The organism is Gordonia sp. GONU (genome assembly GCF_024733855.1).
Lineage (GTDB): Bacteria > Actinomycetota > Actinomycetes > Mycobacteriales > Mycobacteriaceae > Gordonia > Gordonia amicalis.
Window position 1 is genome coordinate 7,854 of sequence record NZ_JANRHB010000029.1, and the last position, 13,182, is coordinate 21,035.

The following is a 13,182-nucleotide window of genomic DNA, read 5'->3' on the forward strand; positions in this document are numbered from 1 at the left end:
ATGCCAACGCAGTCGACATATCCTTGGTGCAGGCGCTCGAGCTGCTGACGGGTCAACCCCCGGCCCGGCCCGGTGGTGTGGGCGAGCAGATCGACTGCGTCGTCGATGGCCAGCGGCCTGCTGTCAGGAGTGTCTGTCTCGTTGCCTTGTAGGTGGGTGATCAGATCGCGCAGCGTCGGCGATGGCGGTCGGGGTGTGCCGTCGGCGAACACGACGCTGTCGAGCATGATGAGCAAATCCACGTCATGCCCACGAGCGCGTAGCCCGATGGCAAGCGCGTGCGCGAGTTGCCCGCCCAGCGACCATCCCAACAGGTGGTAGGGCCCCTGTGGTTGCACACGGGTGAGCTCGTCGAGGTATACCTGCGCCAACTCCTCGACGGTTCGCCACCGCTGCCCTCCGGCGGCGATGGCTGGGGACTGCAGCCCGTAGATCGGCCGGTCGCTGACGTATTGCAGCAAGCCGGTGTAACACCACGACAGCGGCACGGCGGAATGCAGGCAGATCAACGGCGTCCCTGAACCGGTGCCACGCAACGGAAGAATTGTCTCCAGCGCGGACACACCTGCCGTCGGATCACTGTTCGTGCCGACCGTCGCCGAGGACTCGATGGCGGCTGCCAAGGTGCCCACCGTCGGGGTGAACAACGACGACATCGCCACCGCGGTGCCGCTCTGCTCCGACAATCGTTGACACAGATCCACTCCCAGCAGCGAATTGCCACCGAGTTCGAAGAAATTGTCGTCCAGACCGACGAGCGAGTGTCCGGTCACTTCGGCGATCGCCGCTGCCACGATGTGCTCGATCTGTGTTTGCGGCGGGCGAAATGCGGGACGCGCCAGCACTTGTGGATCAGGCAGTGCGGATCGGTCGGCCTTACCGCTGCCGGGGTTGATCGGTATCGCGGTCAGCGGCACCAACGCTGCCGGAACCATGGCCGGCGGCAACACCGTCCGCAACCGCGCCAACACGGCGGCGCGGTCGAAGCCGTCGCCATCAGCCGCGACGACATAACCGATCAACCGGTCGCCGAGTGTGTCGGACGTCCACATCCGCACCACGGCCTGATCAACTGCCTCGTCCGCGGTCAGAGCACGCTCGACTTCGGACGGTTCGATGCGCTGCCCGCGTAGCGAGATCTGGAGATCGCTTCGTCCGAGGTACTCCAGGGTGCCGTCCGGCTGCTCGCGAACCACATCACCGGTGCGATACATTCGGGTTCCCTCGGGGCCGTACGGGTTTGCCACGTAACAATGGACCGTGGTCGCGGGCCGTCCCAGATAGCCTCGCGCCAACGCGTCACCGGCGACATAGAGTTCGCCGCGGGCCCCGGGCGGTGCGAGGCCGAGCCTGGCATCCAGCACGAGAGTCTGCACTCCGGGGAGTGCCCCGCCGATCGTCATGGTCGCGTTGGGATCGAGCGCACCGGTGTGGGTCACGATCACAGTGGCTTCGGTCGGGCCGTAGGAATTGAACATGGGCACCCGGGTGGCCCAGCGGCCTGCAAGTGCCGGTGGGCATTTGTCGCCGCCGACGGTGACGCATTGCAGCGACGTCAGTCGATGCGGGTCGAGTGTCGCCAAAATGGTCGGCGTGACGTTCAAATGGGTGATCGCCTCCTGCTCGATCACCTGGGAGAGTTGTTCGCCGGCCACGATGTCCGGGGCCGGCACGACCAGCTTCGCACCGGACACGAATGCGGAGAGGTATTCGAGCATCGACGCGTCGCAGAAGGGTGAATGCGCCAGCAGCACCACCGATTCCGGGCGAATCCGGCCCCGAGCGAGCAGTTCGTCACTCAGTGCCGGCAGGCCCTCGTGAGTGCTGAGCACACCCTTCGGCTCGCCGGTGGATCCGGAGGTGTAGATCAGATAAGCGGGGTGAGCGGCGCGCAGCGGCCGTGTCCGATCCGCATCGGTCACTGCCACAACCGGCTGTGTTGCTGCGGCGCAGGTGAATTCGTCGCTGTCGAGTAGCAACCAATCCACCGCCGTGGCGTCCAGCAGTGTGCACCATCTGGTGAGGGTGATTCCCGACATCGCCCCAGAATCTGCAATCAGCTTCGTCACCCGCGCCGGCGGATCGGTGGGATTCACCGGGAAGAACACCGCCCCTGCCCGGGCTACCGCCCACAGCGCCATGACCGATTCCACCGATCGGGACAAGGCCACCGCTACAACGACTTCCGGACCGGCCCCACGTGCTGTCAGCTCACGTGCCCACTGTGCGGTCACCTCGTCGAGTTCGCGATACGACACCGACCGGTCCGGCCCGCTCAGTGCAATCCGTTCACCGGCACCGATCCCGGCCGCCAGCAGCTCCGGCAGCAACCGCGACCGACGCCGGGACTGCGGGGCCGCGACGCTCCGTGTGCCGGCCCTGAGTGCGAACACCTTCTCCCCGGCCGAAGCCCGCAGGAATCGGGACAACCAGTCCATGAACTGCTGGTGATACCGATCCAGCTCATCTGCGGTGTACAGGGCGGGGTTGGCATGAAAATCGATGCTGAGGGGTCCGGTACCGACTCGGTAGCAGCTGACCGACAGATCTTCTACCGGCCCGGCCGAGAGCAGGTGCGCCCGACCGCGGGCGCCACCGAAGCCGATGCTCTCGGGAAGGGTGAGGACGTTGATCAGCGGACCATAGCCACTGCGACCGGCCAGCCCCACACCGTGGTCGCGGAGCAGGTCTTCGTGGCGATACAGTTGGTGCCGCAACGCGCCGATGATGGTCAGGCGCACCTGTTGCACCAGTTCAGCGACCGTGCTCTCGGCTACGCCTCGCACGCGTATGGGCACCACGTTCGAGACCATCCCCGCCGATCGACGCAGTGCCCCGGTGGTTCTGGCGGCCACCGGCAGTGACACTGTGACATCGCGGTCACCGGTCATGTGCGCCAGGAACCCGACTGCTGCCGCGACCAACACCTCTGCCATTCCGGTGCCGTACCGGCCGGCCACGGCATCGAGCCGCGCCGTTGCTGCTGCATCAACCGTTGCCTGCGCCGAATGCGGCCTTGTCGACGGTGCAGCGTACCGATCGGTCAGCTTGGTGATGTGATCCAGACCGGCGAGCTGCCCAGCCCAGTACGCGCGGTCGGCGTCGAATCGTGGCGAGCACCGATACCGCTGCTCGGTCGCCACAATCTCGGTCAGTAGCATCGCCCGACACGGTGGAGCGGCCGTACCTTCGGTTGCGGCGGAGTACAGTTCGGCCGTTCGCTGCGATAGTTGCGCGGCGCCGAAGCCGTCCATCGCAATATGGTGGCTGCGCGCGCACCAGCGGTATCGGTCGGGACCGAGGGTGAATATCACCGTCCTGGTGACATCGGGACCCGACAAGTCGATGGCGGCCTCAAGGTCGTTGCTCATCCAGACACGAGTGGCATGGTCTGGATCGGGTTGATCGCTCACATCGATGCAGTCGAACCCCGCCGGTAGATCATGGTCGACGTATTGGCGCGGCCTACCACCGACGACCGTGAAACGCACATGTGGCGACTGCAATTCTCGACCGGCCCGTCGCCAACAGTCCTGTAGCAGTTCGAGATCGACGGGTCCGTGCAGATCGGCATACTGAGAAATGGAGAACGGCGTGCGCGGGTGAAGTTGTTGCGCCATCCACAGTTCGGACTGCGCGACCGACAATTCGAAGGTGCTCGCCGCCGGTATCGCGCTGCCATTCTGGCGCACGTCGCCCGACAGGTCCAGCACGGCAAAGTCCTCAGCGCTCGACGGCGAGGGCGTCAGCGACGGCGACTGTGCTTGATTGCACTGTCACAGTTCGGCACCAGCTGCGAGGAAACGTTCAACGGCGTCCATCATCTGGCTGACCGAATCGGCGACATACAGCACTGGCTGACAGATGCTGTCGTCGATGTCGCTGGCAATGACATCCTCGACCCGGAAGTCTCTCAACTCCGCATCCTCGAAAGACTCCATCTCTGCAACCGAGGACAAGATGGCGGCACCACACGCTCGCGGGCGGCCGTTCTCGATGACCAGGCCGACCTCCATGGTGAACCAGAACAACCGTGAGATCGCCGTCCGCACCTCGTCAGAGTCGGCGTGTAAGGCAGCTCGTCCGAACCGGCGGTACAGCTCCGCGAACTCCGGATCGGCAAGCATCACCCCATGGCCGACCAGTTCATGAATGACATCGGGGTCAGGCGAGAATGATTGCTCCGTGACCGGGCGCACATCCGGGGTTGACGTGAGAATGCCCTTGGCAAGTGGTCCGTAGAACAGCGGGCCCGGTACTGCCCCCATCGCCGGTGCGAGCTCGAAGCCGGTCAAGGACCGAAGGGTACGTGAGACCTCACTGAGCTGCGGCACCCGGCCGGTGGGCAGCTTCACGCGTTGTGCGGCCCCCTGATACGCCATGCAGCTGAGATCCTCATGCATGCCGCGAAGGGTCGCGAACACACGCGACCACAAGGCGTCCTCTTCGCTGCTGTAGCCAAAATCGGGCAACGGTCGCCCCGGGCGAAACGCGCGGGTGACCCGCTCGCGCTCGGCTCGGATATCGAGACATGCTGTCATCGCAATCGGTACTTTCTCGTTGCTGGAATCTTCCTGCCAGTCTCAGTTGCTCCTGTTGACGCTCAGCTCAAATGTGTTCGGGTTCTCCGATTATGAACGGTAATCTTGCCACCCGTGCTGCGAACTCACCACAGACTGACAACATCTGGAGAAAGCAGTACCCGGCGAAATGTTTTGCGAAACCAGCGATGTCGTCCGGAATGTGCGAAATGGGCGCTTTGAATGTGGCCGATCTGCGACACGTTTCGGGATTCGGCTCATGCGCCGATCGCGGCAGCCAGTGTGGGCCAAGATCTGTGCAGCTGGTCTTGCCAGTACGGCCATGAGTGTGTGCCGGCCGCAGGCATGCCCACAGTCACCGGGATGCGCAGGGCACGTAAGCGGTCCACCAATGGCCGCGTGCACTGATTGACAAACGCCTCCAACGCTCCGCCGACGACAACTCGATCGACCAGCGCACCGACATTGCCGCCGATCCCCGGCGCATTGGGTGTTTCGTGCGGGCCCGGAAGGCCGGTGCCGACCGAAATGTACACGTGGGTGCCACGCAGTCGATCCGCGTGCAGCGTCACATCGTGGTCGGCCCACGCAGGATCGCCGGGTGGACCCCACATGTTGGCCGCATTGGCGCCGAAGATCGCCAACTCCGCGTACACCGACGCCTGCACCACGGGGTCGCTCATGCGTGTGCAGCCGCTGTAGGAACCCACCGCCTGATAGAGCCCGCGTGCATGGGCCGCCAGGTCCAGGGCCGAGGTCGCCGACATCGACAATCCGGCAACTGCATTTCGACCGGTCATGGAGAATCTGGCGTTGAGCAATGGCGGCAACTCGCGGGTCAGGAACGTCGCCAATTTGTTGGTGCCCAAGACGGGATCGTGATGTTGCCAATCGGTGTAGTAGCTGGCGCGGCCTCCCATCGGGATCACCACGTTGACGTTCTTGTCAGCGAAAAACGAGGCCACGTCGGTTCGTCCGGTCCACGCGCCCCCGCCCTCGCCGCCGTCGACGGCGTTGAGGAGATACAGCGCGGGTGCCGACGCATTCGGGTGCGACACCCACAGCGGTATCCGGCGATTCATCGCCGCCGAATACACCGTCACCGCGAACTGGCGTCCGCCCAGAGCCGTCACGGACACCACAGCGGATCGATCCGACCCAACTGGTCCTGCCGGGTTGGGCGCTGCGAATGCAACCGTGGAAGATGCGGCCATCGCGCAGACCACCATCCACGCGCCGACGGCCATCAACAGTGGGCCCCGCCGGCGCACCGTCATCGGACCGATTCGCTGCAAGCAGGTACACGCCGCCGAGCGTTCTGTTCATACATCCCGGAATCGTAGCCGCCGCGGGAATGGTCCCGGCGCGAATTTCGTGATGCAGTGTTGAGCGGGGTGCACGGCTGCTGTGAACGCGCTGTCGTCTACACCGCGATCGTCGGCGAACCGGTGCGTAATGACGGCGGATTTGCCGTTCAAATGAATGGAAACCAGCTGTGCGCGTGTGAATTTCATCGAACACGTGGACGGGCTGACGACGCACCAGTGGCGTTACCCGACCGGTTCTATGTCGGGCAGTCTCCATGTCTTGTCGAACCACGGTTCCAGCGGACCGTAGAGCCGGACTATCGCGAACCAGCTCTTGCCGGGCAGGGTCTGGATCCAGTTGCGGCTTCCCTCGGGCTGTTCGGGACCGAAGTGGACGTCGACTGAGCCGTCCTCGTTCGAGATCATGTCGCGGTCGCTGGCAACGGTGGGCCATTCCTGGTTGGTCTGCAGCATCGACCGGGTCTGGGTGTCGTAGACGACGATCGACCAGAAGTTGTTGACCGGTACGTTCGGCGGGACGTGCAGCCGGTAGGTCCTGCCGCCGTCGAAGGGCACACCGGTGGCATCGACGAACGCCGTCACATACTGCGATCCGGCGCCGACCATTTCCGTCAGGTACGCCGGACTTGATCCGCTCCCGATGAAGCCGAGGGCGGCACCGGTGTCGAGCATGGCGGCGCCATTGTCCTGCAATTGGTAGCCGGCGAAGAGGAAGACCCGCCAGGCGCCGTCCGGGTAGTAGCGTGCCTCGGGCTGGCGGATCCGGTAGAGGAGCGCGCGGGCGGTCGCATCGCCGACCGCGGCTGCCTCGGTCAGGATTGCCCGCATCCGCTCGTCGGGGTCGAACGGTTTGCCGTGCTGGATGCCGACGGCGGCGAACATCCCCAGCGTGACCGGGTCGGATGACTCCGGCGGGTCGGACTGGACCACCTCGTTGAGCAGCTCCCAGTACTGGTAGTCGGCGGCCGGGATGGTGACCCACGGCTCGAAGGAGACGTTCACGAATCGCATTGGCGGCGGGTCGTCGGCCTGAGCCAGGGGGTAAGCCCGGGCCTTCGCCTTGATCATGTCGGCGGCCGGATGCGGGTCGCCATGCTCGTCGCGGAAACCGCGCGAGACGAGGACCAACCCGTAGCTACGGGACCGCAACACGAAGTAGCCGTCCGGGACCTCGCCGTCGTATGCAGGCGGCAGGAACAGGTACTTGCCGCCCTGGCCCTTGTCGGGTCCGGTCGCGCCGATGTCGACGACCCATCGCCCCCACGAGTCGTCGATCAGGCCGTACACGTCGGGAGGGGCTTCCAGGACGATGGGTCCGTCGTGGAGGTCGATCCACATGTAGAAGTAGACGACGGTCGTGTGCATCGTCGGTCCGACGGTGCACGGGTGGCACAGGTCCTCCCAGAGCGCCATCGTGGTGTTGGCCGGGCCCCAGCGCGACAGCCCTCGGCGCCACGCCCCCCAAGACACCGGATGCTCCGCCAGCAGGTACGCCTGCACCGCCCGCTGGAAGTCCAGGTTGTCGAACAGTGTCCGGGTCGTCTCGTCGTCCGGGACTCCGTCGAAGAACCGCAGCGTGCCCAACCGGGTGTGGACCTCATCCGGCATCTCGATGCCGGGCGGAATCGGGGTTCGGTTCACGTGTGAGGTCATCGAGTCCTCCTGAGTCGATAGCCCTTGCCGAGATTCTCCGCCGCCGACCCCACGGCTCCCGCCACCCACTCAGGATGCGCCGTCTCGGCCCGCCCTGTCTGCCGGATCGACGAGGGAACACGTGACGGATCGGGAATGGTGGCGTCCGTCGACCGCTACAGCACGAAGTCCGGTGTCCGCTAACGGGTTACCTATCGAACGCCAGAGAACCGGCAGACGACCCGCCGGGGACTCCGCATCAAGAAGGAAGCGCAAGACTTTGCGGCCCAGCTGCTCGTTTCTACGTTGCGTGGGAATACATCGACCAGCAGATTCATACTCTGCCTCTGCAGTGCCCCCGGTGAGACTCGAACTCACACTGGACGGGTTTTGAATCCGTTGCCTCTGCCAATTGGGCTACGGGGGCCAGTGCTCGGGTTGCCCCGTGCAGGAGCCAACTTTAGATGATCGGCCGACCGGGCCGGCAGCCGGTACTCTTTCGGAGCAACTATGGCGTGGAGGAGGGGATGGTGACGGTGACCGACAGTGCGACGACAACAGCTGGTGAGACCACGAAGACACACCGGGTTCTGGTGGCCGAGGACGACTCGTTGATCCGCATGGATCTCATCGAGATGCTCCGTGAAGAGGGCTACGACGTCGTGGGCGAGGCCCCCAACGGGCAGGTCGCCGTCGAGCTCACCGAGTCGCTGAGGCCCGACCTGGTGATCATGGACATCAAGATGCCCATCCGGGACGGCATCGACGCGGCGACCGAGATCGCGGAGAAGCGGCTGGCGCCGGTGGTCATGCTCACCGCCTTCAGCCAGCGCGACTTCATCGAGAAGGCGCGCGACGCCGGTGCCATGGCCTACCTGGTCAAACCGTTCACCAAGGCCGACCTGGTGCCCGCCATCGAGGTCGCCGTCAGCCGCTATCACGAGCTCAAGCTGCTCGAGCGTGAGGTCGCGACGATGAACGAGCGCCTCGAAACCCGCAAGCTCGTCGAACGTGCCAAGGGTCTGCTCATGCAGAAACAGGGGCTGTCGGAGCCCGAGGCGTTCAAATGGATCCAGCGCGCTGCGATGGACCGTCGGACCACGATGAAAGCCGTGGCCCAGGTGGTGGTGGAGACCCTCGGAGCGAACTGAGCGACCGAGGGTCCGTTGACGCAATGCCTGTGCGCGCAAGTCAGTTTCACTGTCTTTACGCAGGGGCAACAAGATCGCGCTAGCTTTCTTCCAGCGAGGCGCGGTTCGATGCGTCGATGTCGATGCGCCGCCTTCGTGGGATACCTCCAATCGCAAGGAGAACACCGATGTCCTTTCGTTTCCTGACGAGCGGGGCGGTGGTCATGACGGCGGCGGCAGCGCTCGTCGTCGCCGGCTGCAGCAGCTCTGACTCCGGTTCCGACGAAGGCTCGGGAGGGTCGGCGAGCGCAGCTGTCGAGTCCACGCCCGCGCCTCCCGGACCGGGCCTCGCCCAGAAACTGGCCTGTAATCCGCCGAAGGCCACCCCGGGACCGGCGAGCACCGCGCCGCTGAAGATCGGAACGCTGCTCCCCGAGACCGGCTCCCTGGCCTTCCTGGGACCGCCCATGGTCGCCGGCGTCAACCTCGCCATCAAAGACATCAACGCCGCCGGCGGTGTGCTCGATCAGCCCGTTGCGCTGGTCACCGGCGACTCCGGCGACACCACCACCGACACGGCCAACGCCACTGTCGACCGCGAACTGTCCGCCGGTACCCAGGTGATCATCGGCGCGGCGTCGTCCTCGGTGTCGCTGAAGGTCATCGACAAGATCGCCAACGCGGGCGCCGTCGTGTTCTCGCCGGCCAACACCTCCGACGAGTTCACCTGCTATCAGGACAAGGGTCAGTACTTCCGTACCGCTCCCGCGGATGTCCTGCAGGCACAGGCACTCTCGCAGACGATGGCCGAAGACGGCGTTCAGCGCGTGTCGGTCCTCGCGCTCAACGACCCGTACGGAACAGGCCTGGCCGACAACACCGTTCGTGACCTGGAGGCCGCCGGTGTGCCCGCCGACCAGATCCAGAAGATCATCTACGACCCGAACGCCCAGTCGTTCAACGCCGAGGTCGACCAGGTGAAGAACTTCAACCCGGATGGCATCGCGCTCATCGGGTTCGAGGAGAGCGCCAAGATCCTGACCCGTATGCACGAGGTCGGCATCGGGCCGAGCGACGGCAAGCTCGTGTACGGCGTCGACGGGAACATGGGCAACGCGCTGGGCCAATCGGTCGGTTCCGGTCTGCTCAAGGGCATGAAGGGCACCACGCCGCTCACGCAGACCAGCGGTGAGTTCCAGTCCGCCCTCAAGGAGCTCGATCCCGAGCTCATCGATTACAACTACTCGGGTGAGAGCTACGACGCCGCGGTGCTGAGTGCCCTCGCGGCGACAGCGGCCAAGTCGACCGACGGTCGCACCATCGCCGCCGACATCATCGGCGTGACCAACGGCGACGAGGACTGCGACTCGTACCAGGCCTGCCTGGACCTGCTGAAGAGCGGCAAGACGATCGCCTACGTCGGCAAGACCGGCAACCTGGCGTTCAACGCCGCCGGTGAGCCCAGCGTCGGCTCGTACGGTGTCCTCGAGTTCGACGGGGACAACAAGCTGCTGACCCCGACCCGCAAGTACGTGTCAGTGGCCGCGCAGTAGCCACAACGGAACCAGGGACCCTCGGCTCGCGAGCCGAGGGTCCCTGCGTCTGTCCGCTCATGAGATCCGGTGAGCGACGCTACTTCTTCTTCTCCGAGCTGCCCGCCAGGGTGCCCAGATAGAGCTCGATGATCTTGGGGTCGTTCGCGAGGTTGCGGCCGGTGTCGGTGTAGGCGTTGCGGCCCTGGTCGAGAACGTAACCGCGGTCGCAGATCTGGAGGCAGCGGCGGGCGTTCTGCTCGACCATGATGATCGAGACGCCGGTGGCGTTGATCGCCTTGCAGCGGATGAACACCTCGTCCTGGAACATGGGGGACAGGCCGGCCGACGGCTCGTCGAGCAGCAGCACCGCCGGATCCATCATCAGCGCACGTCCCATCGCGACCATCTGTCGTTCGCCGCCGGACAGCGCACCCGCCTTGACCTTTCGGCGTTCGGCCAGCAGCGGGAACAGTTCCGAGACGAACTCGAACCGCTTGACGAAGGTCTTCGGACGCAGGTAGACGCCCATCTCGAGGTTTTCTTCGATCGACAACGCGGGGAACACGTTCTGCGTCTGCGGGACATACCCGACGCCCTTGTCGACGAGGACGTGGGCCTTGGCCGACGTGATGTCGTCGCCCCGTAGGGTGACCGAGCCCTCTCGCACCGGGATCAGCCCGAACAGGGTCTTGAGCAGTGTCGACTTGCCGGCACCGTTGGGCCCGATGATGCCCACGATCTCGCCGTCGTCCAGGAAGAAGTTGCACTCCTCGAGAATGTTGATGCCCGGTAGGTAGCCGGCGGTGATGTCGTCGGCACGTAGCAGGGCATTCGTGGCGAGCCTGCGGTGTTCCTCCGGCGTGGCCGCGAGCTGTGCCGGCGTCAGCGACCCGGCGTCCGAACCGGTGCTCATCACTGCGCCTCCTTCTCGTCCGCGATGGTGGGCGGTAACTCGGTGACCTCCGACAGATCGCCGCCCACCTCCAGAGTGGCCTCGATGGCCGCCTCGACCTTCTCCGCGAGCACGGCGGTCGCGCCGACCGGTTGCCCCCGGTCGTCGAACTCCAGCGCCTGATCGTGATGCCCCCCGAGATAGGCGTCGACGACGGCCTCGTTGTCGCCCAGGCGATCCGGCAGGGATTCGGCGATGATCTGTCCCTGGGCCATCACCACGACCCAGTCGCTGATGTTGCGGATCACGTCCATGTCGTGTTCGACGAACACCACTGTGACGCCCTCGTCCCGCAGCGACTTGATGTGTTCGAGCAGGCTCTGCGTCAGAGCCGGGTTCACACCCGCCATCGGCTCGTCGAGCATCACTATCTCCGGATCGGTCATCAGCGCGCGCGCCATCTCCAGCAGCTTGCGCTGCCCACCCGAGAGCGACCCGGCGAAGTCGCCCGCCTTGGCGTCGAGCTTGAACCGACGCAGCAGTTCGTGGGCGCGCTCGGTGATCTCGGCCTCCTGCTTGCGCCACGTCCACGGTGCGAGGGCGGCGAGGAAATGCTCGCCACGCTGCCCTGTCGCACCGAGTTTGACGTTGTCGAGCACCGACAGCTTCGACAGTGCCTTCGTCAGCTGGAAGGTACGGACCATGCCCCGTCGGGCGACCTGGTGCGGAACCATCCGGCCGAGGGATTCGCCGTTGAGCGACCAGGTACCGGAATCAGGCTTGTCGAAACCGGTGATCAGGTTGAAGAAGGTGGTCTTGCCGGCGCCGTTGGGGCCGATGAGACCGGTGATGGCCCCGCGCTGCACCTCCAGGTGATCCACCTGGACGGCCTTGATCCCCCCGAAGGTGCGAGAGATGTTGTCCACCACGATGATCGGGTCGGGTTTGGCGGACCCGGGTTCGGGTGAGACGTCGGCGAACAGGCGCGAACGTTCGGGAGCGGACAGCGTCTTGAGGTCGCGGCGCGTCGCCCTGGTGTCGGCGATGTCGGGGTCTGTCCCGTCGACCGTGACCCCGGCGGCCGATCCGGTGGGCGTCGAGGGTTCGTCGTCGTGAGCCGTATGGCGACCGTCATCAGGCATCGAGTTGCACCTCCCTCTTGTTGCCGAGGAGTCCCTGGGGCCGGAACACCATCATCAGAATGATCGCCAGACCGAGCAGCACGTAGCGGATCGCGCCGACCTGCTGTGCCGACAGGTCGAGCAGGGGGTCGTCGCCGGCCGTCGCCTGGCGCAGCAGTGCGTCGGGGATGGCAAGGAGGAACCAGAAGAGCATCGCACCGAGAACCGGTCCGAACACGGTCGCCGCACCGCCGAGGATCAGTGCGCCGTAGGCGAAGAAGGTCTGGGCGGTCGAGTAGAAGTCGGGGTTGATCGATTGCGTTGCAAGCGCGTTGAACACGCCTGCGAGGCCGCCGATGCAACCGCCGAGGATCAGCGCCTGCATCTTGAAGAAGTAGGCGTTCTTGCCGAGCGAACGGGCCGCGTCCTCGTCTTCGCGCACCGCCTTGAGTACACGCCCCCACGGGCTGCGCACGAGGAGATAGACCATGAGGCAGAGGAGACCGACGACGATCCAGCCCACCACCATCGACCACAGGTCGCCACCGAGGAATGTGACCCCGAGGAACGAGTACTGCTTGCCGTTGTCGAACGGGCTGATCGTGAAGAAACCGCTCGCGTATCCGTAGATGCCGTTGGTGGAGTGGGTGAAATCGTCGGCCGACGTCGAACGGAACACCAGTCGCAGGATCTCCGACGCGGCGATCGTCACGATCGCCAGATAGTCCGCTCGCAGACGTAGCGTCGGGATGCCGAGGACCACCGCGAGCATGCCGGCGGCGGCGATTCCCACGATGGCGCCCAGCCACAGTGGCTGGTCGTAGTTGACGGCCATGATGCCGACGCCGTAGCCGCCGAGGAGCGCGAAGGCGATCTGGCCGAAGTTGAGCAGCCCGGCATAGCCGAAGTGCAGGTTGAGACCGATGGCCAGCAGAGCGTAGAAGATCGCCGACGGGCCGACGAGCTGCGCGAGTGCAATCTGTAGCGCGGAGATGATGTCCAT

Annotated in this window: 9 protein-coding genes and 1 tRNA gene; 2 read left to right on the forward strand and 8 right to left on the reverse strand. The window is 65.1% G+C overall.

Annotation, left to right across the window (positions count from 1 at the left end; genetic code table 11):
• The 5 genes from NWF34_RS19875 to NWF34_RS19895 all read right to left on the reverse strand — a co-directional run.
• The coding region (locus NWF34_RS19875) for an amino acid adenylation domain-containing protein (RefSeq protein ID WP_309148651.1) at positions 1–3,713 on the reverse strand (3,713 nt) is incomplete at its 3' end.
• A 63-nt stretch (positions 3,714–3,776) separates the two neighbouring features.
• Positions 3,777–4,541, reverse strand: coding sequence for an amino acid hydroxylase (locus tag NWF34_RS19880; protein ID WP_024498739.1), 765 nt, complete (start codon positions 4,539–4,541; stop codon positions 3,777–3,779).
• 257 nt (positions 4,542–4,798) lie between these two features.
• On the reverse strand, positions 4,799–5,683 hold the full coding sequence (locus NWF34_RS19885) for an alpha/beta hydrolase family protein (protein WP_024498738.1): 885 nt from the start codon (positions 5,681–5,683) through the stop codon (positions 4,799–4,801).
• 408 nt (positions 5,684–6,091) lie between these two features.
• Positions 6,092–7,522 carry a DUF1254 domain-containing protein gene (locus NWF34_RS19890; protein WP_258325907.1) on the reverse strand — a complete coding sequence of 477 codons (1,431 nt, stop codon included), beginning with the start codon at positions 7,520–7,522 and terminating at the stop codon, positions 6,092–6,094.
• Between the two features lie 332 nt (positions 7,523–7,854).
• Positions 7,855–7,928 (reverse strand) — tRNA-Leu (locus tag NWF34_RS19895).
• A gap of 100 nt (positions 7,929–8,028) precedes the next feature.
• On the opposite strand from NWF34_RS19895, the gene NWF34_RS19900 reads away from it, so the two are divergent.
• Positions 8,029–8,652, forward strand: coding sequence for an ANTAR domain-containing response regulator (locus NWF34_RS19900; RefSeq protein WP_159405680.1), 624 nt, complete (start codon positions 8,029–8,031; stop codon positions 8,650–8,652).
• Between the two features lie 167 nt (positions 8,653–8,819).
• Positions 8,820–10,184, forward strand: a complete 1,365-nt coding sequence (locus tag NWF34_RS19905; protein ID WP_258325908.1) for an ABC transporter substrate-binding protein — start codon at positions 8,820–8,822, stop codon at positions 10,182–10,184.
• A 79-nt stretch (positions 10,185–10,263) separates the two neighbouring features.
• On the opposite strand, the gene NWF34_RS19910 is transcribed toward NWF34_RS19905, so the two are convergent.
• Genes NWF34_RS19910 through NWF34_RS19920 form a run of 3 tightly spaced genes read right to left on the reverse strand, consistent with a single transcriptional unit; the run spans position 10,264 to position 13,182 of the window.
• Positions 10,264–11,079 (reverse strand): ABC transporter ATP-binding protein, encoded by an 816-nt coding sequence (locus NWF34_RS19910; protein ID WP_024498734.1) that lies wholly within the window; start codon positions 11,077–11,079, stop codon positions 10,264–10,266.
• On the reverse strand, positions 11,079–12,200 hold the full coding sequence (locus NWF34_RS19915) for an ABC transporter ATP-binding protein (RefSeq protein WP_024498733.1): 1,122 nt from the start codon (positions 12,198–12,200) through the stop codon (positions 11,079–11,081). The genes NWF34_RS19910 and NWF34_RS19915 overlap by 1 nt, the downstream gene beginning before the upstream one ends.
• Positions 12,193–13,182: a branched-chain amino acid ABC transporter permease gene (locus NWF34_RS19920; protein ID WP_159405683.1), complete on the reverse strand. Its 990-nt coding sequence runs from the start codon at positions 13,180–13,182 to the stop codon at positions 12,193–12,195. The genes NWF34_RS19915 and NWF34_RS19920 overlap by 8 nt, the downstream gene beginning before the upstream one ends.

Bases quoted from the DNA above. Each gene is read 5' to 3' on its own strand.
- NWF34_RS19880 (WP_024498739.1), bottom strand. From the start codon at position 4,541: ATGACAGCATGTCTCGATATCCGAGCCGAGCGCGAGCGGGTCACCCGC.
- NWF34_RS19890 (WP_258325907.1), bottom strand. From the start codon at position 7,522: ATGACCTCACACGTGAACCGAACCCCGATTCCGCCCGGCATCGAGATG.
- NWF34_RS19900 (WP_159405680.1), top strand. From the start codon at position 8,029: ATGGTGACGGTGACCGACAGTGCGACGACAACAGCTGGTGAGACCACG.
- NWF34_RS19905 (WP_258325908.1), top strand. From the start codon at position 8,820: ATGTCCTTTCGTTTCCTGACGAGCGGGGCGGTGGTCATGACGGCGGCG.
- NWF34_RS19910 (WP_024498734.1), bottom strand. From the start codon at position 11,079: ATGAGCACCGGTTCGGACGCCGGGTCGCTGACGCCGGCACAGCTCGCG.
- NWF34_RS19915 (WP_024498733.1), bottom strand. From the start codon at position 12,200: ATGCCTGATGACGGTCGCCATACGGCTCACGACGACGAACCCTCGACG.
- NWF34_RS19920 (WP_159405683.1), bottom strand. From the start codon at position 13,182: ATGGACATCATCTCCGCGCTACAGATTGCACTCGCGCAGCTCGTCGGC.